This is a genomic window from Acinetobacter vivianii (assembly GCF_014635885.1).
Classification (GTDB): domain Bacteria; phylum Pseudomonadota; class Gammaproteobacteria; order Pseudomonadales; family Moraxellaceae; genus Acinetobacter; species Acinetobacter vivianii.
On sequence record NZ_BMDR01000014.1, the window covers coordinates 35,047 to 54,647 of the forward strand.

The 19,601-nt window shown below is 42.1% G+C and carries 24 protein-coding genes; 10 read left to right on the top strand and 14 right to left on the bottom strand.

Annotation, left to right across the window (positions count from 1 at the left end; all coding sequences use genetic code 11):
* Window position 1: 1 nt before the first annotated feature.
* The 6 genes from IEV36_RS18130 to coaBC all read right to left on the bottom strand — a co-directional run bounded on the left by IEV36_RS18130 (window position 2) and on the right by coaBC (window position 4,371).
* Window positions 2-610, bottom strand: coding sequence for an alpha-ketoglutarate-dependent dioxygenase AlkB family protein (locus tag IEV36_RS18130; RefSeq protein WP_005255241.1), 609 nt, complete (start codon window positions 608-610; stop codon window positions 2-4).
* A complete protein-coding gene (locus IEV36_RS18135) occupies window positions 597-842 on the bottom strand; it encodes an Ada metal-binding domain-containing protein (RefSeq protein ID WP_005255242.1) in 246 nt (81 codons plus the stop codon). Before IEV36_RS18135 ends, IEV36_RS18130 begins: the two co-directional genes overlap by 14 nt.
* A gap of 4 nt (window positions 843-846) precedes the next feature.
* Window positions 847-1,584: a 2OG-Fe(II) oxygenase gene (locus tag IEV36_RS18140; RefSeq protein ID WP_005255243.1), complete on the bottom strand. Its 738-nt coding sequence runs from the start codon at window positions 1,582-1,584 to the stop codon at window positions 847-849.
* Complete coding sequence (locus IEV36_RS18145) at window positions 1,571-2,416, bottom strand: methylated-DNA--[protein]-cysteine S-methyltransferase (RefSeq protein WP_005255244.1); 846 nt, start codon at window positions 2,414-2,416, stop codon at window positions 1,571-1,573. The genes IEV36_RS18140 and IEV36_RS18145 overlap by 14 nt, the downstream gene beginning before the upstream one ends.
* A 165-nt stretch (window positions 2,417-2,581) precedes the next feature.
* The gene (locus IEV36_RS18150) at window positions 2,582-2,959 is read right to left on the bottom strand and encodes a cytochrome b562 (RefSeq protein ID WP_004774448.1); all 378 of its coding nucleotides are present in this window, start codon (window positions 2,957-2,959) and stop codon (window positions 2,582-2,584) included.
* Window positions 2,960-3,114: 155 nt separating this feature from the next.
* Entirely contained in the window at window positions 3,115-4,371 is a 1,257-nt protein-coding gene (gene coaBC / locus IEV36_RS18155; protein ID WP_004774447.1) for a bifunctional phosphopantothenoylcysteine decarboxylase/phosphopantothenate--cysteine ligase CoaBC, read from the bottom strand.
* 181 nt (window positions 4,372-4,552) lie between these two features.
* On the opposite strand from coaBC, the gene radC reads away from it, so the two are divergent.
* Both radC and IEV36_RS18165 read left to right on the top strand, forming a co-directional pair.
* Window positions 4,553-5,290 (top strand): RadC family protein, encoded by a 738-nt coding sequence (gene radC / locus IEV36_RS18160; RefSeq protein WP_005255245.1) that lies wholly within the window; start codon window positions 4,553-4,555, stop codon window positions 5,288-5,290.
* 44 nt (window positions 5,291-5,334) lie between these two features.
* Window positions 5,335-6,246: a bestrophin family protein gene (locus tag IEV36_RS18165; RefSeq protein WP_004774445.1), complete on the top strand. Its 912-nt coding sequence runs from the start codon at window positions 5,335-5,337 to the stop codon at window positions 6,244-6,246.
* 43 nt (window positions 6,247-6,289) lie between these two features.
* On the opposite strand, the gene IEV36_RS18170 is transcribed toward IEV36_RS18165, so the two are convergent.
* The gene (locus IEV36_RS18170; RefSeq protein ID WP_005255246.1) at window positions 6,290-7,336 is read right to left on the bottom strand and encodes an aldo/keto reductase; all 1,047 of its coding nucleotides are present in this window, start codon (window positions 7,334-7,336) and stop codon (window positions 6,290-6,292) included.
* 101 nt (window positions 7,337-7,437) lie between these two features.
* Here IEV36_RS18170 and IEV36_RS18175 point away from each other — a divergent pair, with 101 nt between their 5' ends.
* The gene (locus tag IEV36_RS18175) at window positions 7,438-8,349 is read left to right on the top strand and encodes a LysR family transcriptional regulator (protein WP_005255247.1); all 912 of its coding nucleotides are present in this window, start codon (window positions 7,438-7,440) and stop codon (window positions 8,347-8,349) included.
* Window positions 8,350-8,461: 112 nt separating this feature from the next.
* On the opposite strand, the gene IEV36_RS18180 is transcribed toward IEV36_RS18175, so the two are convergent.
* Window positions 8,462-9,313 carry a PHP domain-containing protein gene (locus IEV36_RS18180; RefSeq protein ID WP_005255248.1) on the bottom strand — a complete coding sequence of 284 codons (852 nt, stop codon included), beginning with the start codon at window positions 9,311-9,313 and terminating at the stop codon, window positions 8,462-8,464.
* A 45-nt stretch (window positions 9,314-9,358) separates the two neighbouring features.
* Between IEV36_RS18180 and IEV36_RS18185 the strand changes: the two genes are divergently transcribed.
* From IEV36_RS18185 to mnmC, 4 genes are read left to right on the top strand one after another with little or no spacing between them, the layout of a single operon-like run.
* The gene (locus IEV36_RS18185; protein ID WP_004774436.1) at window positions 9,359-9,970 is read left to right on the top strand and encodes a septation protein IspZ; all 612 of its coding nucleotides are present in this window, start codon (window positions 9,359-9,361) and stop codon (window positions 9,968-9,970) included.
* Between the two features lie 24 nt (window positions 9,971-9,994).
* A complete protein-coding gene (locus IEV36_RS18190; protein ID WP_005255250.1) occupies window positions 9,995-10,297 on the top strand; it encodes a YciI family protein in 303 nt (100 codons plus the stop codon).
* A 3-nt stretch (window positions 10,298-10,300) separates the two neighbouring features.
* Window positions 10,301-10,762, top strand: coding sequence for an SH3 domain-containing protein (locus IEV36_RS18195; RefSeq protein ID WP_005255252.1), 462 nt, complete (start codon window positions 10,301-10,303; stop codon window positions 10,760-10,762).
* A 17-nt stretch (window positions 10,763-10,779) separates the two neighbouring features.
* Window positions 10,780-12,693, top strand: a complete 1,914-nt coding sequence (gene mnmC / locus IEV36_RS18200; protein WP_005255253.1) for a bifunctional tRNA (5-methylaminomethyl-2-thiouridine)(34)-methyltransferase MnmC2/FAD-dependent 5-carboxymethylaminomethyl-2-thiouridine(34) oxidoreductase MnmC1 — start codon at window positions 10,780-10,782, stop codon at window positions 12,691-12,693.
* A 77-nt stretch (window positions 12,694-12,770) separates the two neighbouring features.
* Here mnmC and IEV36_RS18205 read toward each other — a convergent pair whose 3' ends face one another.
* Window positions 12,771-13,085: a rhodanese-like domain-containing protein gene (locus tag IEV36_RS18205; protein WP_004774429.1), complete on the bottom strand. Its 315-nt coding sequence runs from the start codon at window positions 13,083-13,085 to the stop codon at window positions 12,771-12,773.
* A gap of 90 nt (window positions 13,086-13,175) precedes the next feature.
* Between IEV36_RS18205 and IEV36_RS18210 the strand changes: the two genes are divergently transcribed.
* Both IEV36_RS18210 and IEV36_RS18215 read left to right on the top strand, forming a co-directional pair.
* Window positions 13,176-13,664, top strand: coding sequence for a YajQ family cyclic di-GMP-binding protein (locus IEV36_RS18210; RefSeq protein WP_004774427.1), 489 nt, complete (start codon window positions 13,176-13,178; stop codon window positions 13,662-13,664).
* A gap of 14 nt (window positions 13,665-13,678) precedes the next feature.
* Window positions 13,679-14,173 carry a DUF4442 domain-containing protein gene (locus tag IEV36_RS18215; protein ID WP_004774425.1) on the top strand — a complete coding sequence of 165 codons (495 nt, stop codon included), beginning with the start codon at window positions 13,679-13,681 and terminating at the stop codon, window positions 14,171-14,173.
* A gap of 56 nt (window positions 14,174-14,229) precedes the next feature.
* Here IEV36_RS18215 and msrC read toward each other — a convergent pair whose 3' ends face one another.
* The 4 genes from msrC to IEV36_RS18235 form a co-directional block, all read right to left on the bottom strand.
* Window positions 14,230-14,709 carry a free L-methionine (R)-S-oxide reductase MsrC gene (gene msrC / locus IEV36_RS18220; RefSeq protein WP_005255255.1) on the bottom strand — a complete coding sequence of 160 codons (480 nt, stop codon included), beginning with the start codon at window positions 14,707-14,709 and terminating at the stop codon, window positions 14,230-14,232.
* A gap of 75 nt (window positions 14,710-14,784) precedes the next feature.
* Window positions 14,785-15,207, bottom strand: coding sequence for an acyl-CoA thioesterase (locus tag IEV36_RS18225; RefSeq protein WP_004774422.1), 423 nt, complete (start codon window positions 15,205-15,207; stop codon window positions 14,785-14,787).
* 1 nt (window position 15,208) lies between these two features.
* Window positions 15,209-15,646: a thioredoxin TrxC gene (trxC, locus tag IEV36_RS18230; RefSeq protein ID WP_005255257.1), complete on the bottom strand. Its 438-nt coding sequence runs from the start codon at window positions 15,644-15,646 to the stop codon at window positions 15,209-15,211.
* Window positions 15,647-16,543, bottom strand: a complete 897-nt coding sequence (locus tag IEV36_RS18235) for an alpha/beta hydrolase (RefSeq protein WP_004774419.1) — start codon at window positions 16,541-16,543, stop codon at window positions 15,647-15,649. It lies immediately after the preceding gene.
* A gap of 122 nt (window positions 16,544-16,665) precedes the next feature.
* Here IEV36_RS18235 and IEV36_RS18240 point away from each other — a divergent pair, with 122 nt between their 5' ends.
* On the top strand, window positions 16,666-17,001 hold the full coding sequence (locus tag IEV36_RS18240; RefSeq protein ID WP_004774417.1) for a protein tyrosine phosphatase family protein: 336 nt from the start codon (window positions 16,666-16,668) through the stop codon (window positions 16,999-17,001).
* Between the two features lie 235 nt (window positions 17,002-17,236).
* Here IEV36_RS18240 and IEV36_RS18245 read toward each other — a convergent pair whose 3' ends face one another.
* Window positions 17,237-19,225: an Ig-like domain-containing protein gene (locus IEV36_RS18245; RefSeq protein ID WP_005255258.1), complete on the bottom strand. Its 1,989-nt coding sequence runs from the start codon at window positions 19,223-19,225 to the stop codon at window positions 17,237-17,239.
* Between the last annotated feature and the right edge of the window lie 376 nt (window positions 19,226-19,601).

The following is a 19,601-nucleotide window of genomic DNA, read 5'->3' on the forward strand; positions in this document are numbered from 1 at the left end:
GTTATTCCACAATAGTTCTAAAAGTCAGATTAATCCGTGCTGCATTGACTTTCTTGGTGGGCGGCAAGCGGTGTAACCAATAAGTTTGCGTGGTATCTTTCATGACCAATAAACTGCCATGCTCTAAATACAGTTCTACTTTTTCTTTGCTTTGTTTATGTTTGAATGCAAATTTCCGTTCTGCACCAAAGCTTAAAGAAGCAATTGCACCATCTTTTTTCAAATCTGTTTCAGCATCACTATGCCATGCCATCCCTTCATCACCACTATGATAAAGATTAAGCAAACAGGAATTAAAGGTCTCTCCTGTCAGTTGCTCGGTTAATTGTTTTAACTCCAGCAACTCCGTTGTCCACGGCAAGGCATATTTATTCATATTGGAATAGGTATATTCAAAGCGCCGATCGCCATACCATGCCACTTTACGTTTAGTGGTTAACAGCTTACCAAAGATTAAGGCCTGATCATTTTCCCAGGCAATCGTCTGCATCAACTGCTCAAAATAATGATCTGCGGCAGTGCCATGCACGATTTTGCCATAGTACTGCACCGTGCCGTCATAAGGCAAATGATTCTGTTCTGGATCAGCTTCAATATCAAATAGCTGCATCTTTCCACTTCTTATAGGCTGGCTTCATACAATGTCCACAAGGCCGATAACCTTGTGCAATTGCCTCCTGCTCATCAACAAAAAATACCCGATTACTTTTTAGCATGCGCTTACCAGAGCTACAGGTCAATCTGCCATAGATTTTAAGCTGAGTATTGCCTGCAAACAGAATCTCGTGCTGTTTCAATTTCTGATGTAATTCGCCAGATTCTAATTCACGATGTCGCCACATCAGCCTAACTCACAGCATCATGGAAAATAATACCGAGGCTATAACGCTCACCTTGCAGGATCGGACTGACGCCATGCTTGATATTGACCCGATAATAGCCCTGACTGCCTTTTTCTGGCTTAAACTGTGTGGTGAAAATCAGTAAATCACCTTGCTGTGGCTGTATAACGACCGCCTTAGATTGTGCCCGTGGATTTTGTTGGCTTAAGACAAATTCACCCCCACTAAAATCCCTGTTCGGCTGGCTCAGTACAATCACCAATTGCAGTGGAAAATAGACGTCTCCATATAAATCCTGATGCAAGGTATTAAATCCACCTTGCCCATATTTCAGGATCAATGGCGTTGCCAGCATTTGTCCATGCTGTTGGCATTGTTGTAAAAATTCGGGATGTGAAGGCGGAAATGTTCGCTCTATCTTCAGAACCCGAAACCATACATTCGCAATCGGCGCCAAACGTGAATAGATCTCATGGCGAATCCGCTCAATCAAATTCGGCAATGGATAATTAAAGTATTTATATTCGCCCAGACCAAAACGATAACGCTGCATTTCGACGGTTTTACGATAAAGTCTAGCTTGTGGATACAATTGCTGTAATTGTTCACACTGTTGTGGCGAAAGCACCTGCCTGATCAGGGCGAAACCCTGCTGATGCATCTGCTCTGTGATTCCGTCCCAATCGGCTGACTGGATCTGATCAATCACCGTCTGGAGTTGATCTTGTTCAGATAGCGGCATGGCTTTGCACACCTTCCCAACCAATGATCGCTGTTTTCCGTACGCTGCCCCATTCATAACCACCAAACAGGCCACTCGACTGAATCACCCGATGACAGGGAATCAAAAATGCCACAGGGTTACTACCAATCGCCGTGCCTACCGCACGCGCCGCTTTGGGGTGCTCAATGGCTCTGGCAAGTTCACCATAGGTCGCAAGTTGTCCCATCGGAATTTTCAGCAGACTTTGCCACACCTTGAGCTGAAATTCGGTGCCTTTCAAATGCAGTTTAATCTCAGCCAGTTGCTGCGGATCTTTCTGAAATAAAGCCAAGGCACTCTGTTGAAAATTATCTACTTGTTCAATAAACATGGCTTGAGGAAATTGCGCATTTAACTGGGCGAAAGCCTCCGCCCGATCATCGACAAAACTTAATGCACAAATTCCTTTGTGTGTAGATGCAATCAGCACCTCACCAAATAAGGTATCTGCAAACTGATAATGAATCGTCAGACTCTGCCCACCATTTTTATATTCAGCTGGGGTCATGCCTTCAATCTGAATAAATAAATCATGCAAACGGCTGGTGCTAGACAATCCTGTTGCAAAGGTGGCATCAAAAATACTGCCCTGCTCTTGCTTCAAAATCTGTTTGGCATATTCGACACTAATATACTGTAAAAACTTTTTAGGACTGGTGCCCACCCAATCGGTAAATAAACGCTGAAAATGGGCAGGACTTAAATGTATATGCGCTGCCACCTCATCCAGCTGGGGTTGCTGCTGAAAATTCTGCTGGATATAAGTAATTGCCTGTGCAATCCGGTCATAATTACGTTGCTGTGAGAACATATCCATCACCTCTCATCCTTCATGACTTCACTGTAGCAACTTTAAATTTTGATGAAAATCTGAATCATGCTCAGTTTATGTTGCGGGATGATTTTCTGAGATCCCAATAAAAAAGCTGCACTCTCTGGAGTACAGCTTCAGCTTTGCAATCCGATCATCCATCTCTTAATGGGTATAATATTTATGTCCCTGATCACGCAACTCAGCGATCTTTTTACCCTGCTTTTTCGCTTCATCCAGTTTACCAGCCTGTACCAGTAATTTGGCTTTATCAATTTCCCCAACAATCTGGTCAAATAGCGCTGGTGAAGCAGGTACTTTATCCTGTGTATTGGCAGCCAGATGATATTGTTTTGAGTGTACCGCAGCAGTACGCATATTATTTAATGCAGCAGTGGCAGCCTGCGAGTTATCAGCTTGGTTAAACGCTTTATAATTCTTGCCTAGCGTTTTCATATCATCTTCTAAACCTGCTGCACTCGCATTATGGCTCAATGCTAAAGCAGACAACATGACAACGGTGGCTAAAGTTTTTTTAATCATCAGGATATCCTATCAAAAACTGTGGCTATGCTTTATTTCCAACGGCAAGACACCTTGTATTCTGGAGCCAGCATACAAAGAAAATTGCTGATTTAGCATACATAAAAAATGCAACGAAATCGTTGCATTTTGATAAAAAAGATCGCGTTTATCATTTATAAACGACGGCGTAAAGCATCCGCAATCGATTCAACCAGTTGCTGTGAAATCTCTTGTTTCGATGCTTTTTCCAGTTCACGTTTTTTCATGTGATAAGACTGGGCAAAGAACACGGTCATGGCATTCTGATCTGAAGCGAAACCGATATCTGGACGTGATACATCATTACAAGCAATCATATCCAGTTTCTTCGCCACCAGTTTTCCTGCGGCGTATTCTTCAACATTTTGGGTTTCAGCGGCAAAGCCGACCATAAATGGACGCTCTTCCTGCTGCGCAATCGTTGCCACAATATCTGGGTTTTTCACTAATGCGACCGCAAGTTCATCACCTGCTTTTTTGATTTTATGCTCAGCCACCTGTGCCACGCGATAATCTGCCACTGCTGCCGTTGCAATAAAGATGTCACAGCCTTCTTTCAGCTGATTCATACTGACATCCAGCATTTGCATGGCAGAGCTGACATTAATACGTTGCACACCATTCGGTGTATCCAGACTGACAGGCCCAGCCACCAGCGTAACTTTCGCACCTGCGGCATAACATGCTGCTGCCAAAGCGAAGCCCATTTTGCCCGTACTGTGGTTAGAAATATAACGTACAGGATCAATCGCTTCACGCGTTGGACCAGCGGTAATGGTCACTCGCTTGCCCGCCAATAAACCAAACTTTTCAGCAAGCGCGCGTTGTGCCTTATGGAAATAGGCCGCAACTTGACGCGCCAGGTCCTCAGGTTCAGGCATCCGCCCTAGACCAACATCGCCACAAGCCTGCTCACCAGCATCAGGCATAATCACATGGACGCCATCTTCTACCAACGTTTGCAAATTACGTTGCGTCGCTTTCGCCGCCCACATTTGCTGATTCATGGCAGGTGCAACCCAGACAGGGGCTTTGGTTGCCAAATATAACGTACTGAGCAAATCATCTGCCAAACCATTGGCAAATTTTGCAATCGTGTCACAACTGGCAGGTGCAACTAAAACCAGATCGGCCCAACGCGCCAATTCGATATGCCCCATTCCAGCTTCCGCTTCAGGATCAAGTAATTCGGTATGTACGGGATTTCCAGACAATGCCTGAAAAGTTAAAGGGGTAATAAATGCTTGTGCGCCATGTGTCATGACCACGCGGACATCAAAACCAAAGTCTTTTAAACGGCGTACTAAGATGGCACTTTTATAGGCAGCAATACCACCTGTAACCGCTAATATAATGTTTTTATGGGGAATAACACTTAGATCGAAGCTCACAAACAGGATACCTTACTGTTGCAGTGGCGCTCACAATAGCATTAAATAAGTTCATACCCAAGTGGGACGATAAAGATTTCAATGGATCAAACGACAGAAAATATCATTGGGATCCTAAAGAGTTAAGAGAAAATGTGACGATTTATTTTTGCTTATAAAAATAATAAAGGCAATAAAATCAATGGGGAATAAACAGGTGAATCAATCCATCAAAACATGGCCCGAGCAAGAACGCCCTCGGGAACGCTTATTATCACAAGGTCCCCAAAGTCTATCTGATGCGGAATTGCTGGCAATTTTTCTCCGTTCCGGCTCAAAACAGCATTCTGCCGTCGAACTTGCCCGTATTTTGATTCAACATTTTGGCGGACTTAATTTGATCTTTGATGCCAATCTTGAGGACCTATCACAATTTAATGGTATTGCTTCAACCAAATATGCCCAGCTCATGGCAGTAAAAGAACTGGGACGGCGCTATCTCAACAATCATTTTCATCAGCAACGACTGTGTCTAGATACCTCTACCCTCGTACTCGACTATTTACGTTATGAGTTGCTAGGCGAAAAACAGGAAGTCTTTGCGGTGCTGTGTCTGGATGCAGAACTGCGGAAATTGCACTTTAAAAAACTGTTTTTTGGCTCGCATCATTCCTGTAGTGTTTCTCTCAACCAGACCTTACGTTATGCATTACAACAGCAAGCCTGCCAGATCGTGGTTGCACATAATCATCCCTATGGGATTGCCCAACCGTCAACAGAAGATATTTATCTGACTCAGCAACTAAAACAGGCCTGTAAACTACTGGAAATACAGCTGATCGATCACTTTATTATTTCACCCGAAGGACATTTTTCATTTTCTGAACAACAACTACTCAACCCTACTAAAATCAAGCAATCTGGTCTTGACAAAGCTTGAATCTGGCATGAACATCAACACATAAAATTAATGATTCATATAACATGATTGTCCGTGACCAGCCGAGTATTTTTAAAGTTTTATTCTCATGGCGTGGGACGATTTTACCCAAAATTTTACCTTCTCTCGGCTTCGTAATGCTCATCTCCGCCATTATTGGTGGTGTTGAATATGTAGGCCTTTATCGCTTCCCTGAAATCCCATTGGTTGGCTTCACCCTGATTGGTGTCGTACTGTCTATTTTCCTTGGATTCAAGAATACCGCCTGTTATGACCGCTGGTGGGAAGCCCGTAAACTCTGGGGCGTTTTGATCGCCACGGCTCGACATTTTGACCGCGACTGTCGTGTTCTCACACAAGCACGTCGAGAGCGTATCGTTCAGAATGTGATTATCTTTGCCAATGTCCTGCGTGACCGCTTACGTCATCAAACAGCGAATCCAACCGAACTTACTGAAACCAGTGGCTTAAGTCAGCAAGCTTTGACCCAGCTTTACCAACAGCACAATGCACCGCAATACACTCTAAGCCTGATTCAATGGGAACTGTTGCAAGCCATGAAAGAAGGTGAAATCTCGGATATTATTTATACCCAGATGAACCGTCACGTGGCAGCTTTAAGTGAAATGCAAACGGGTTGTGACCGTATTGCCAACACACCAATTCCATTTGCCTATTCGGTTTTGCTGAATCGTACCGTGTACTTCTTTTGCTTTATGCTACCTTTCAGCTTAGGTTCTTTATTGGGTCTGGCTACTCCATTACTGGTTGGGATTCTGGCCTATACCTTTCTCGGTTTAGATGCACTCAGTACTGAAATTGAAGAACCGTTTGGCACACAAAGTAACGATCTACCACTGGATGCCATGGTGCGTTCAATTGAAATCGAATTACTGGGAACTTTAGGTCGCCCAACACCGCCACCGATTCAGGCACAAGATCACAACTTGCTGTAATTGCCATTTCCCTCAGCAAATGTTGAGGGAAATGATTTATCTATCAAATAAACTGTGATGTCACCAGTGCTTTAAAGCGTTCTGTAAATTGTCCATTCCAATAAGGATAATAAGGATACGGCGGATAAACCGCACTGGCCTGATTCAACTGCGTGATCTGTTCAGCCGACAGCTGAATATCTTTTGCTTTTAAATTTTCTTGTAGTTGCGTTTGATTACGGGCACCAATCAAGACACTTGCAACCGTCGGACGTTGTAGCAACCAGTTCAGCGCAATTTGAGGAATGGAATAACCTGTTTCCTGTGCAATCTGTTTTAAGGCATCAATGACCCGATAAAGATGTTCCTCATTCACAGGAGGTGCAAACTGTGCTGTATCATGCAAACGGCTCTCGGCAGGAATTGGATTTTCGCGATCAAACTTACCGGTTAAGCGTCCCCACCCCAAAGGACTCCACACCACCGCACCCATCTGTTGATCATCATTTAAAGGCATCAACTCCCACTCATAATCACGCCCTATTAAAGAATAATAAACCTGATTGACCACAAATTTTTCATAACCATATTGTTCCGCAATAGCCTGTGCTTTCATCAATTGCCAGCCCGCAAAATTGGATACGCCGATATAACGGACTTTACCGCTTCGAACCAGTTCATCCAATGTTTTCATCAATTGATGCAAGGAGGTAAAGCTATCAAACAGATGCAATTGCAACACATCAATATAATCGGTTCCCAATCGTGTCAGGGATTGTTCCACCGCAGAGAGTAAATAGTCTCGACTAAATCCCGCAGCGTTCAAATGATCCGAGCTACGAATACCAACTTTGGTAGAAATAATCGCTTGCTGTCTTTTCGCAGCTAAAGCCTTGCCAAGCATCCGTTCAGACTCTCCATCCGAATAAACATCTGCGGTGTCAAAGTAATTAATCCCCGCCTCCAGACCCGCCTGAATCATTTGGTTGGCTTCCGTTTGGCTGGCCTGTCCCCAAGCAGAAAAAATTTGTCCCTGTCCGCCTAAAGTGCCAGCACCAAATCCCAATTCCGAGACTTTTAAACCCGAGTTTCCTAGAAAATGATATTTCATGATTTTCTCTCCAATACATGATTGCTTAGAGACAAAATAGCGCTATGGGTTTATTTAAAAAACCACGATAATCAGGAAATACTTTTCTGGTTTTATGGATAATGAATACAGAAGATTTTCAATTTTTTATTCGGGTGGCAGACTTAGGCTCAATCAGCAAAGCCGCGCAGGATGCCAATATTTCGGTTTCAGTCGCCAGCCAGAAGTTGCAACGTCTGGAACAACAGCTACAACTGCGTTTATTTCATCGCACTACCCGTAAGCTGACCTTAACCGAAGAAGGCCGCACGCTACTGACGCGTGGGCGCGGCTGGATGGCTGATTTTGTCAATTTACACGAGTCGTTAAAAGTCAAAGATCATAGGCTTTCGGGAACATTACGCATAACCGCGTCCGCTATCTTTGGTACCAAGGTTTTAATGCCGCTAATTGCCGAGTTCTCCAAATTGCATCCTGAGCTAAATATCCATCTCGATCTCAATGATCAAAACATCGATTTAATTCAACAAGGTATGGATCTTGCGATTCGTATTGGACAATTAAAAAGCTCTAGTCTGATTGCCAGAAAATTAGCTCCCAATCCACGGTTATTATGCGCCTCACCCACCTACCTGCAACAATATGGGATTCCAGAAAGCTTATCTGATCTCAAATCTCATCGCTGTATTTTGCAACAGCATGCCAATGGGCTCACCAACCAGTGGTCTTTTCTAAATAAAGCAGGTGAAACTGAACAGATTCGGGTAGAGGGTTACTTTAGTACCAATTCGGGTGAAGCCGTTCGACAAGCTGCTTTACACGGTTTAGGCATTTCCAATCATTCGTTCTGGCATGTTGCAGAAGATTTAGACACAGGCAAACTGGTACAGATCTTGCCAGATTATCCAGTCGAGGCCACTGCAATTTATGCGGTCTTTCCACATCGAGAATTACTACCGCCTAAAGTGCAATGCTTTTTAGATTATTTATCAGATTACTTCCTGCATCATGATCACTGGCGGTCTGAAAATTGAGTTTCTTCAAAGCCCCGCAAAACCATGAAACATCCATTGAATGCCCCATAACAGCAAAAGCATCAGGAAAAAGAAAATAATCAGGTAAAGTTCTAATTTTTCATAGATCCGTTTATCTAAAACGTTCCCAAATTCCGCTCTGACCTTCATTGACCCGTGGCGTTTGCCCCAGTTTGATCCATGGCATATTGTCCCCATGAAAATCGCTGCCAATTGAAACTGCCAGATCAAATTGTTGAATCATCCGATCGACCATTTGTCGGGTTGAAGCAGGTTCTATACTCGGCGGTAACTCAACGGCATCCCCCCCAGATTCAGCGAACAGTTCGATCAGGTAACGAATATTGGTCGCTGACAGATCATAGCGTGTAGGATGAGCCAGAACAGCCAAACCGCCACTGGCATGAATAATCTCGATGGTTTCTTTCAGTCCCACGCCTTCAAATTTGACAAAGGCTTTCTTGCCCTCTTTCAGGAAACGATCAAATGCCTGCTGCGGACGACTGACAATCGCTTTTTCAACTAAAGTCTTGGCAATATGGGTTCGGGTGACCCGATCTGCATAACCATCAACCTTGGCAACGACATCAGGGTAAATATCAAAATTGATACATTTTTCCAGTAACTGACAAATCACTTTTGCCCGTTCCGCACGGATCTTCTTCTGATTTTCCAGCATCGCCTTGATGGGTGCTTCATCTTGCATATTTAAAGCCACGATATGCACACCATAGCTTTTTTTTGTATTCGGTCTCGACCACTGGCTAGAAACTTCTACACCAGAAATAATTTGAATATCATGGTCTTGTGCATAATTCTGTGCCCGTTCCAGTCCATCCATAGTGTCATGATCAGTCACAGCCAGTATCTGTATTTTTAAATCAACAGCAGCCTGCACCAGTTGCTCAGGTGAGAACGTACCGTCGGAAATGAGAGTATGTGTATGTAAATCGACACCGAACATGGTTTGTATTATGCTATCTGACCTATTTCATCATCGTACTGTAACATGAAAGCGTTGCTCGACTATCTTCCGATTATTATCTTCTTTTATTTTTATAAAACCACCGATCCTAAAGATAGTCACCATCCTTTGTTGCAGTTGGTGGGCAGCGCAGGAAATACCGACCAAAACCATATCCTTGTTGCGACCTGTGCCCTGCTGATCTCGACACTTGTCGTCTATGGTTGCCTGTTCTTTTTCCAGAAATTTAAACTGGAAAAAATGCAGTGGTTTATCGTAGTCATGTCGGTTATTTTTGGTGGAATTACGCTAATTTTTAGCGATGTCACCTATATCAAAATGAAGGCCATTATTATCAATATCGGGATTGGTCTCGGCTTTTTGGTGACACCTTTATTTAATAAAGAACGCATGCCGATTATCCAGAAATTGTTAGGTTCACTGTTAGAACTCAGTCCAAGAGGCTGGATCAAATTGAACTGGGCTTGGTGTGGTCAATTCTTTTTGCTTGCTGCTTTGCATTTCTTCTTTGGTTTTGTCTATATGCAAGGAAAATATTGGGGCGAATTCACCGCTTTTGGCGATATTATCGTTTCTATCAGTTACCTTGCTGCTATACTATTTTTCTTACGAAAACATTTCAAAACCACTGAATAGATTTTAAATCATCGAGCTACTGCCATGCCATATTTTGTGCTGACCTGTACTGATCGCGAAGGTACTCTGGAAAAACGTTTAGCCACCCGTCCGCAACATATTGAACGACTACAAAAGTTAGATGATGAAGGCCGTTTAATTGCTGCAGGCGCGCATCCTAAAGATCCTAATGATTCACAAGCAGGCTTTTTTGGCAGTACCATGATTGTTGAATTTGATAGTCGCGAAGCACTGGATGCATGGATTCAGGAAGAGCCATTTTTAAAAGAAGGGATCTACTCAGATATTGAAGTTAGACCTTTCAACAAAGCTTTTCCAAAAGGGTAAATCATGCACATTGCAGTCAAAAGCTTTTTCGTTTTAAGTTTACTCAGTTCTACTGCATGGGCGGTAGAACCTGCAACACCAACTGCTGCCCCAACAGCAGTTGCTCCAGCGACACAAGCAAAAACCACCACAACGACGCCAACCAATACCGTCGCGACTGCGGCTAAACCGCTTACAGCAGAACAAATTGTTAAAGCCAAACAACAGCAAGATGCAAAAGTAAAAGCCATGATTCAGGATCAGGCTAGCCGTTTAAAGCAACTTGAACATGCCAATCTTGAAGCGCTCGCGCAGAATCAGGAATTACAGTTAAAAAATGATAATTTAACGGTTCAGGTTCAGGTGTTACAAAGCGAACGTAGTGCACAAATGTTTTTATATGGCGCAATGACAATTGCTGTCGGTGTTATTCTCGGTTTCTTTATTGCAAGTTATGTCTACACTAAACGTCGTCGTCAGTGGTAAAACATACACCTTTATTTATGTCTCTCTCATCAAAACTACAAACAGCTGATTTAGACTGGGAACTCGTCGATGGTATTGAAGTTCCCATTTCTAAACAATTCGGCGATGTCTATTTTTCCAAAGATAACGGTTTACTCGAAACACGCCATGTGTTTTTAAATGGCAATGATTTAACTGAACGTCTTTCCCAATTACATGATTATCAGTATTTCTGTGTGGGTGAAACAGGTTTTGGCACAGGGTTAAATATTTTGACCTTATGGCAACTCTGGCAACAGGTTCGTCCAGATAACCATAGCCATCTGCATGCCATCAGTGTAGAAAAGTTTCCGCTCAGCAAAGCCGATCTGATTCGTGCACTGAATGTCTGGCCTGAACTTCAGCCACTTGCAGAACAGCTCATTCAGCAATATCCCTTGCCAATCGCTGGCTGTCATCGTCTCAGTTTTCCAGAGCAACGCTTTAGCATTGATTTATGGCTTGGTGATGCTCAGGATATTTTTCCCGTTATTCCTAAAACACAAGCGGTCAATGCATGGTTTCTTGATGGCTTCGCTCCATCTTGTAACCCGGATATGTGGCAAGAGAATGTGCTGAATCACATTGTACGTTTGTCGGAGTTTGGAACCACCTTCGCATCCTTTAGCGTGGCGGGAGTACTGAAACGCGGGCTTAAACAACATGGCATTCAGATTAGCCGTCCACGTGGTTTTGGTCATAAACGGGAAATGCTCAAAGCGATCTGGCAGGACACTGTAGCACCTGAAACAGGCTCAATGGATTCAGAACAGAACGATGCAACCTCGCAACCTGAAACGAAAACAACGATAGAGCATACTGGACCACGCCAAATTGCGATTATTGGCGCTGGAATCGCGGGTTTAAGCTCAGCGTGGGCATTTGCTCAGCGTGGGCATCAAGTCACCGTATACGAGCAAAATGAGCCCCTTTCAGGCGCATCTGGTAATCCGCTGGCACTGCTCAATCCCAAACTATGCCCGATTGATCAGGCATCCGAACATCTGATGACCTTGAGTTGGCAACATGCGCTAAACTTTTATACACGCTTTAATGCATTCAGGCCGATTCAGGTCCAACAATTGGCATTGAAAAATGCGGATGAATTACTGGCTTTAGCAGCACAGTATCCTGAAGGTGTCTTATCAGCACAATCAGAACAGCAACAATCCCCGAAGACAGACTTGCCGAGTTTGACGCTACATCATGCAGGTGCAGTTTCTCCACACCAATTACGCGATGAAATTTTACAACATCCGAATATCACGATAAAAACAGCCAGAATTTCCCGCTTAAATTCGCTCGAAACACAAACTGAACTTTGGCAAGATCAACAACGAATTGCCACGGCAGATCATGTTATCGTCTGTTGCGCGAAACAAAGTGCTGAACTCTTTGAAAACTATCCTGTCTTAAAGCCAATTCGGGGACAAGTCAGCTGGGTTGAGAATAGCCAGCAGCCTTTGGCACTGGATCAAGCTTATAGTTATGGGGGCTATTGCATGCAACTGGATGCTTCACAGTTAGTTCTCGGCGCATCTTTTTATCCCAATCGGGATGATGCAGATGTACTAACTGAAGACCATGTGCATAACTACGAACTTATCCACAGTGTCTTTCCTGAATATGCACAACAGTTGCCTGCTGTAAAGAATTGGCAAGGTCGAGCCTCTGTCCGTGCGCAGAGTCTGGATTACTTTCCTTTGGTCGGCAAAGTCCACAACCATGAGCAAAACTATAGCTTTGCAGGTTTAGGGTCGAAAGGATTTTTGTTTGCGCCACTGTGTAGTGAAATCTTGGCAGCATTGATCTTAGGTGAGCTTTGTCCAGTGCCACAGCAGTTACTGGATAAATTGAATCCGCAGCGCTTCCAGAAGAAAGTGAAAGCTAAAAAACCGTATTATTCAGGTTAAGTGTTTGGACTTTTGAATCTTTATTATTTTTGAATTAGCCAAAATACCCGAGTATTTTGGCTAATTCTTTGAGTGTTTTAAGCGCCTTGTTCCAAAGCTAAGCCTGCATCACGCGCTGCGCGTGTGCCACCCATCAATACAACATACTCACGAGAACTATCAATACCGTCTAAAAGCTCTGCTGCACGCGGTGCTTTACTACCGCCACCACACAGAATGTAAATCGGTTGATCCGCTGCCACTTGAGTCAAACTATCCGCAGTTAATTCAGCAATTGGACGATTCACCGCCCCTTTGACATGAGCCTCTGTATACGCTTTGGTATCTCGGACATCCCAGATGACTGCGCCTTCTGGGAACTCAAATGTTGTAATTTCTTGTTTACGGATCATTGTGCACTCCTTTGATGTAAACAACACTTGGCAAATGAAGAAAACCCCCTTAGCATCTCAAATATTCTTTCCCTTTGTAAAGGTCTAACTATGCCTTCTTTTGATATTGTTTCTGAATTAGAGTTATTTGAAGTCAATCATGCGGTACAAAACACGCAAAAAGAAATTGCTACACGTTTTGACTTCCGTGGGCAAGATGTTTCAATTGAGCTAAATGAAAAAAATAAAGAAATCAAAATCTCAACTGAAAGTGATTTCCAATGTGAACAAGTCTATACCATGCTGGAAAACCATTTCTATAAACGCAAAGTCGACGTTCAAGCACTTGATCCACAAAAAGCAACTGCTTCAGGTAAAAATGTCGTGCAAGTGATCAAGCTCAAAGATGGACTTGACTCAGATACCGCAAAAAAAATTAATAAAGCCATTAAAGAAAGTGGCATCAAGGCGCAATCTTCTATCCAAGGAGACAAAATCCGTGTCACGGACAAAAAGCGCGATACTTTGCAACAAGTGATGAACTTTTTACGTGAACAACAATTTGGTCTGCCGCTCCAATTTAATAACTTCAAAGATTAATTAATAGGTTCACCATGGCAAAAGATAACCGTCTTTATAAGCTGGTTAAAACCACCTCTAAATTTCCGAAAGGCATTCGTAGCACGCTCTGGAGCAAAGCTTTTGGTCGTGTTGTTCCCATGGTTGGAACTGCGAATATCCGTTATTTAGAAGTGGATAAAGACCACGTGACTGTTCGTATTGAAAACCAGCGCAATATGCAAAACCATATTAAAGGAGTTCATGCCGCTGCGATGGCATTACTTGCGGAAACTGCGACTGGTTTTTTAACAGGTTTACATGTTCCAGATGATCGTATCTTGTTGATCAAATCACTCCATGTAGATTATTTAAAAGTTGCCCAAGGTGGTTTAACTGCGACAGCAAGCTTATCAACTGATCAGCAGAAGTTTATTGCTGAGAATGAAAAAGGCGAGTTATTGATTCCGGTGAATGTTATTGATGATTCAGGCAATGAACCGATCCAGTGCCAAATGCTGTGGGCCTGGTTGCCGAAACGCAAAAAATAGTTCTGAATCAAACAATAAAGCCCAAAATGATTTGGGCTTTATTTTTAGGTTTTGACTTAGATAAATTTTTCGATGACGCTCATCAACTGCTTGAGATATTCAGCGTCAATCTCATCAAACTGATTTAATTCATCACTATCAATATCTAGCACGCCAACACATTCACCATTTTTCATGATGGGTAACACAATTTCCGATTTAGAGTCAGAGCTACAGGCAATATGCCCTGGAAACTGATCCACATCAGGCACAACGATCACTTGCTGTTGTTGCCATGCTGAACCACACACACCACGACCTTTAGCAATACGGGTACAGGCAATTGGACCCTGAAATGGGCCTAATACCAGCTCATTCCCTTTCACCAGATAAAAGCCAATCCAGAACCAGCCGAATTGCTGTTTAAGTGCGGCACAGATATTGCCCAGATTGGCGATCACATCCGACTCATCCTCAACAATAGCCTGAATCTGTGGAAGGATACTTTGATATTGCTCAACTTTATGGCCTTGTTGTAAAACCAGTTCTTCAGCCATCTGTATATTCTCGATTTAAAAAGTAGTGTTAAAACAATAACCTGTTCTGATAAATGTAGACCTTAAAAGGCTTACTTAAGCTGACTGTGAGGCTAAAAAGGACTGTTTAATTTCATCTGTAATTAAACGTTTATTGCCATTTACATCCACCGCCACAAAAGTAAAGACCCCTTCCGTGATACGTACAGGTTCACGTGAATCGTCATGGCTATTCCATACTTCAATTTGAACCTGTACCGAGCTGCTACCCACTTTCAGAATTTTGGTATAACAACTAATCACATTCCCCACCTTTACAGGAACAAGGAAAGTCATTTGATTAATGGCTATCGTGGCACAACGACCTTTACTAAAACGTTCAACATGAATCGCTCCAGCTAAATCCATCTGAGAAACAATCCAACCTCCAAAAACATCACCGCTCCAGTTAGTATCGGCTGGCATGGCAATGTTCTGTAGAGATAAAATCCCCTCTGGATGCTTTGGGCGTTCGCTCATGTTAATTTCCTTGATGTTGCTGTAATTGCTGGTCTAACCACTGTTGTAATTCAGGCGCACGTAATGCACCGCTGATTCTCGCTACTTCTGTGGTTTTATTCATAAGAACCAAGGTTGGGATACTGCGGACATTAAATGCTGCACTTAAACGAGGATTTGCTTCAGTATCAATTTTTGCAAAAACCACATAAGGATTTTGCTTTGCGACCTGAGCAAAATGTGGTGCCATCATTTTACATGGACCACACCATTCCGCCCATAGGTCAATCAGTACAGGTAAATCACTATTGCTAATGAAATTGCTAAAGTTTTGTTCGTTTAACTCAATAGGTTCTAATGGCAATAAGGCTTTATGACATTGACCACAGTTAGGATGAACTGCCAATTTTTCTTCAGGTACACGGTTTTTTGCACCACATGATGCACAGACAATAATCATTTACATCACTCCGATATGTTGATGTAAAAATTCTAATTGGGTTGTGACTGCTTTTTCAAACCAAGAATCGTGATAAATATCGAAATGCTTCATTTCCCATTCATGATAGCTCACAAATGGTGCAATATTGGTGGCCGCTTCGCGACTGGATGCAATCGGAATCAAGCTGTCATATTTCGCAGCAATAAATAAAACGGGAATATTAATCTTACGTACAAACTGGATCGGCCGGTAACGCATTAAATTAAAAAATACCCGTGCAGGAACCTCACCACTCCAGTAATAATCAGGATTTACAATCGAATGATAACCGTAGTAACTATCTGAAGTAGGTAAGAAACAAAGCTTATATTGATCGACTACTGGTAAGGTTTTAGGTGCCATTCCCATCTTGGAGCCCATATAGTCCTGACTAGAACGTTTTAATGCTTCAGGATAACGTTGTAGTGGATACAGTTTTGCCGTCTCCGCTCCATCCACATATGGCACTTGCACCATCACTGCCTGAATATTTTTAAGATCGGTGGCCAAACTGAGGGCATAACCGCCACTGAGTGAAGTGCCCCATAAAATAATTCGGCGGCTATCAATCGACTTACAGTTTGAGGCATATTGAACAATGCTTTTCCAGTCATCCAATTGTGCACTCAAAGACACCAGCTCTCGTGGTTTTCCTGTACTTCCGCCCCAATAACGATAGTCGAATAAAATCACGGCATAGCCTGCATGGGCAAACCGCTGCGCATACTGAACCAGTTTAAACTGACGCAATCCAGCAAAACCATGTGCCATGACAATCACAGCAGGCTTGATATTGGTTTTGGGAAGATAGAAATCGGCAGCGATCGTTTCATCACCACTAGGAACATACAACGGTTCAACTGTATAAGTATGCATGCGCGCTCCATTGCGTATCTTATTCGTTATCATCGTTTATTTAATTTAGACATTTAAACTCAAGATCGAGCTTAATGCTATGATAGAGCATAAAATGTTTTGTTTGTTTTTGGAGTGACAAGATGTCAGAAAATATAGGTTTTGCAGGTCAAATCGGCCCAGAGCATGTAGGCCAAGTTGTCGAAAAAGGTTTCAAATCGATTATTAATAATCGTCCAGATATGGAAGGTGGACCTGATCAACCGACCAGTGCACAAATCGAAGAATCTGCACGCAGCGCAGGTTTAGATTACGTTTATCAACCTGTCGTGGCGGGTCAGATTACTGAGCTAGATGTCCGTACTTTTGCAAATCATTATAACGAATTGCCAAAACCTATTTTAATGTTCTGCCGTACAGGTAACCGTTCGAATAATTTATATCAGTTAGCAAAACAAATGGACTTGCTGGACGATTAAATTCATTACATTTAATTACCTGATCAAAATAGTTAAATACTGTTATTTATAAGAAGATGGTTCTTTTTCATCAGATGAAGAACCATGCCAAAACTAGCTATTATCCTGTTATGTGTTTTCGCCATCTCGGCTTGTAGTTCAATGCAAGTTCGTCCGACTGCCTCAGTCAGTGTAGGAACAGGGCTATAAAAAAAACAGCACCGAAGTGCTGTTTTTTTATAGGAAATATTTTCGTTTATTTATAAGTAGCAAAAACTGTTGAAACTTTACCATCAGGAGCCGCTACTGAGATTTTAAAGGTATCTCCTTTAGCACATTCTTTCAAACGATAGCCATAAAAAGCTTGTGTACTATTTTTAAAAGTTGTCGGTGTTAAAAGATTAAATACATTGGCTACAGGTGAGCTCCCTTGTACTAATTCAGCGGTACAAGATAAATTATTATCTTTGGTATTATCTTCTGGTGTAACACTTATCGTAGAACCTGTAGGCATAGGAACACCTTGCATACTATTTCCATATAAACTGAAAGATAATAGATCACCACTTGCATTAATATTGGTAAATGTTGCTGTATTTTCTGAAAATGCAAATATTAATTGCTGACGTAGAATGGCATCTAAATTATCATCACAAGTATCAGCAATATTCGGCTGACTGATGGTTGAAGATGCACATGCAGTCTTGTTGCCTACAATTTTTCGATTGTAAAGAAACTCTCCAATACCATAGTCATTATCGTATTGATTATTTTCATTATCATCGCGGAAGAAGCTACCAATATTGCTAAGAAGCTTATCTACACCTTTCGTGTAAAGATTATCACCATCTAAATCAGTAAAACTCTTATCCCCTTCAACATACGCCAAAACAGTAACACGATTATCTAAAGGTCGTGGGTCTTGAACAGATAAAGTAACTGCACAACGACCAGCGTTAGTCGAACAGTTAGGCGTCACCACACCGCCTTCACTAATAAAACTCACCACGGTTCCATTAGGTACAGGATTACCCGTACGGTCTCTTAACATGACATTAATCGTTGCGCTATCACCATCAACCCTATTTTGTAAGGCATTTTTACTTACAGATAAACTGAAGCCATCTTGAGTTGCGCGTCCAGTGGATACAGAAACATTTTTAGACAAAGCTGAAACAGCACTGTTAGAAACTAAGGTTGCTTTGATTTCAACAGGCCCCGGTTTGTCTCCTGGATATAAAGTTACGATAACCTTACCATTTGGGTCACTTTTCACAGTTTTAGGATTTTGATTACCTAACGAGATAAAACTTAAATCTTCTGGAGCACGAACCAATTCAATATTTACATCTTTATTTGCAGCAGGCGTACCATTCGCATATAAAGTAAATTCAATTTGGCCTGATGCAGCAGTACCGCTACTTCTAATACCCAAAGTTACTGGACTTGATGTTGTATATTTTAAAGAATTGGCTTCAATGGCAGCGATATTCACAGTAACTTTGGATTCAGGAATATTTGAACCAGATGCAAGAATCGTTTGCTCACCTTCACACAGCTTCCCATCAGCCCCAATTGCTTTATAAGAAGTTGTTACATCCCCTTGATTCGAAGACACAACACTTGCTGGTTCAAAGGTACCACAAGTAGCATTGAAGCTGACAGTAACGTTGTTTTGGTTGACCTTAGTACTTGAATCTTGTGTCTTTAAAGTAATATTGGTTGATGCACCTGACTCTAATTGAGTTGTGGCAGCAGTCATTCCAACTAAAACAATATTTGCAGCTTGAAGTACAAAACTATAAGGACTGGTTGTTGCAGATGTACCATTATAATTCGCCGTCGCAGAAATTTGATACGCACCTGTAGCATTTAAATCTTGCGGTTTTACAGAGATGCTAGCTTCACCTTCTGCATTCGTCAGAACAGCACCATTGGTCGTACCTAAAGTCACGCCTTCCCCACCAAACGTAACGATCGCGCCACTAATTCCCTTTCCTGAGGAATCAGTCACTTTGACTTTAGCGGTGACACCTGCTGCAGTAATTGAATTTGTAGCCGTATTATTTGCATCATATAACGTAATATTTGTAATATTTACTGCTGTAACTGGCGTTTGTCCATTTCCACCTGAAGAGTTATTATCATTTGAACCATAATAACCACCTCCGCCCCCACCACAACTTGCTAACAAAACAGAGACAGCAATCGCCGACAACTTTAAAGTAAGTTGTTTTTTATTCATGATCATTCCTTTTTATCCCCGATCAAATCCCCAAATGGAATTAGACTTTTCATTATAAAAATATGCCTAATGTAACCATAATACGGTTTTTATGTAAATATAGTTTATCTTCCAGTAAAGATTATTAAAGTGAAACGAATCAAACTATTCTTAAAAATCGAGATTTTTGTTGAAATTTTTAACAAATAAAATAACGAGAAAAATTTAATTGTTAGATCAAAAGTAATTTTTAAATTTATAGAGAATGATATCTAGAATACTTTTTTCTAGGCAATAAAAAACACCCCTAACCGTAAGGTTAGGGGTGTTTAGATTTAAAAGCTGGCGATGACTTACTCTCACATGGCAAGTGCCACACTACCATCAGCGCTAAGAG

Coding starts and splice junctions, on each gene's coding strand:
- IEV36_RS18180 (WP_005255248.1), bottom strand. CDS start 9,313: ATGTTCGGTGTCGATTTACATACACATACTCTCATTTCCGACGGTACG.
- IEV36_RS18235 (WP_004774419.1), bottom strand. CDS start 16,543: ATGCATACTTATACAGTTGAACCGTTGTATGTTCCTAGTGGTGATGAA.
- radC (WP_005255245.1), top strand. CDS start 4,553: ATGGGGAATAAACAGGTGAATCAATCCATCAAAACATGGCCCGAGCAA.
- IEV36_RS18225 (WP_004774422.1), bottom strand. CDS start 15,207: ATGAGCGAACGCCCAAAGCATCCAGAGGGGATTTTATCTCTACAGAAC.
- IEV36_RS18145 (WP_005255244.1), bottom strand. CDS start 2,416: ATGTTCTCACAGCAACGTAATTATGACCGGATTGCACAGGCAATTACT.
- msrC (WP_005255255.1), bottom strand. CDS start 14,709: ATGGCTGAAGAACTGGTTTTACAACAAGGCCATAAAGTTGAGCAATAT.
- IEV36_RS18165 (WP_004774445.1), top strand. CDS start 5,335: ATGATTGTCCGTGACCAGCCGAGTATTTTTAAAGTTTTATTCTCATGG.
- IEV36_RS18185 (WP_004774436.1), top strand. CDS start 9,359: ATGAAAGCGTTGCTCGACTATCTTCCGATTATTATCTTCTTTTATTTT.
- IEV36_RS18150 (WP_004774448.1), bottom strand. CDS start 2,959: ATGATTAAAAAAACTTTAGCCACCGTTGTCATGTTGTCTGCTTTAGCA.
- IEV36_RS18140 (WP_005255243.1), bottom strand. CDS start 1,584: ATGCCGCTATCTGAACAAGATCAACTCCAGACGGTGATTGATCAGATC.
- IEV36_RS18210 (WP_004774427.1), top strand. CDS start 13,176: ATGCCTTCTTTTGATATTGTTTCTGAATTAGAGTTATTTGAAGTCAAT.
- IEV36_RS18195 (WP_005255252.1), top strand. CDS start 10,301: ATGCACATTGCAGTCAAAAGCTTTTTCGTTTTAAGTTTACTCAGTTCT.
- IEV36_RS18240 (WP_004774417.1), top strand. CDS start 16,666: ATGTCAGAAAATATAGGTTTTGCAGGTCAAATCGGCCCAGAGCATGTA.
- mnmC (WP_005255253.1), top strand. CDS start 10,780: ATGTCTCTCTCATCAAAACTACAAACAGCTGATTTAGACTGGGAACTC.
- IEV36_RS18135 (WP_005255242.1), bottom strand. CDS start 842: ATGTGGCGACATCGTGAATTAGAATCTGGCGAATTACATCAGAAATTG.
- trxC (WP_005255257.1), bottom strand. CDS start 15,646: ATGATTATTGTCTGTGCATCATGTGGTGCAAAAAACCGTGTACCTGAA.
- IEV36_RS18130 (WP_005255241.1), bottom strand. CDS start 610: ATGCAGCTATTTGATATTGAAGCTGATCCAGAACAGAATCATTTGCCT.
- IEV36_RS18190 (WP_005255250.1), top strand. CDS start 9,995: ATGCCATATTTTGTGCTGACCTGTACTGATCGCGAAGGTACTCTGGAA.
- IEV36_RS18245 (WP_005255258.1), bottom strand. CDS start 19,225: ATGAATAAAAAACAACTTACTTTAAAGTTGTCGGCGATTGCTGTCTCT.
- IEV36_RS18215 (WP_004774425.1), top strand. CDS start 13,679: ATGGCAAAAGATAACCGTCTTTATAAGCTGGTTAAAACCACCTCTAAA.
- IEV36_RS18205 (WP_004774429.1), bottom strand. CDS start 13,085: ATGATCCGTAAACAAGAAATTACAACATTTGAGTTCCCAGAAGGCGCA.
- IEV36_RS18175 (WP_005255247.1), top strand. CDS start 7,438: ATGAATACAGAAGATTTTCAATTTTTTATTCGGGTGGCAGACTTAGGC.
- IEV36_RS18170 (WP_005255246.1), bottom strand. CDS start 7,336: ATGAAATATCATTTTCTAGGAAACTCGGGTTTAAAAGTCTCGGAATTG.